The sequence below is a fragment of the Roseibium sp. RKSG952 genome, from assembly GCF_009711355.1.
Genome location: NZ_SMMF01000395.1, coordinates 1 through 815, shown reverse-complemented (window position 1 = coordinate 815; position 815 = coordinate 1). Strand labels below are relative to the sequence as shown.

Here is an 815-nt window from a genome sequence, read left to right as displayed (position 1 = left end):
CGTCCTTCAGGGCGGGGAAGACGTTAACTCTGGGATGCCACCGCGTGTCGTATGGCCGAGAGACTTCGTTCCGACCTGGATGGCGTCGTTTGCGAAATTGCTCGAACGTCACCGCCGACACCTTAGTGGACCGTCGGTTTCCGGTCGGTAGTTAGGGACAGTTCCTCTAGCCATTTGACCGCCACCGGAATGACCTTAGGGAGATGCATCTTCAGGAACTCGGAGCAAAAGGAGGCTCTGTACCGGTTGTCCGCCCGCGTCGTCACGATCACGGACGGGAGACCGAACTGATCTCCGGTGATGTCAACGACGAGCCCGCACTTAGAAACGGACCAGAAGTGCGCCCTGGTCTCCCCGGAGGGGCTGATGACGCCGCCGCCGTTTTGCGGCCAACCGCCGGCGACCTGCCATTTTCCGCCGACGATGTCCGGAAGAGCGAGCGAGACGAATGAGGCGGTGAACCCGCACATGTTCTGGCTGTCGGGCCGAAACGGGTCCTTTGGCTTTGAGCTGCTTGCGTGCCAATTCGCCCAAGAGCGTTCGGCAGATTGGCGCAGGTAGGCGACAGCGTCGCCGATTTCGGACGGAGTAGCTGCAACGGCCTCGTGCATGCGGACCTCTATTGTTTACGTTCTCCGAGTAAACCAATAGCCGAAAACTGTTTTGGTCGCAAAAATAAGGGCTTGCGCCGGCAAAAAGAGGTTTGACAGCCCGTTGAAAAACTCTTGGACCTCAGGAGGGCGCCGAAAAAGTCTGGACTTCCGAACGAAAATCCCAAGAGATTACCGAGCATCCGCACCACAAGACGGGCAGAC

General features: G+C 58.5%; 2 protein-coding genes. Both read right to left on the bottom strand.

What is annotated here, in order from left to right; all coding sequences use genetic code 11:
- Positions 1 to 122: 122 nt before the first annotated feature.
- Entirely contained in the window at positions 123 to 611 is a 489-nt protein-coding gene (locus E1297_RS01200; protein ID WP_155132867.1) for a hypothetical protein, read from the bottom strand.
- Between the two features lie 8 nt (positions 612 to 619).
- On the bottom strand, positions 620 to 815 hold a 196-nt coding region (locus tag E1297_RS49555; RefSeq protein WP_209015565.1), incomplete at its 5' end, for a hypothetical protein.

What these genes read in the sequence shown, in the direction of transcription:
- E1297_RS01200 (WP_155132867.1), bottom strand. Translation starts at nt 611, where the DNA reads ATGCACGAGGCCGTTGCAGCTACTCCGTCCGAAATCGGCGACGCTGTC.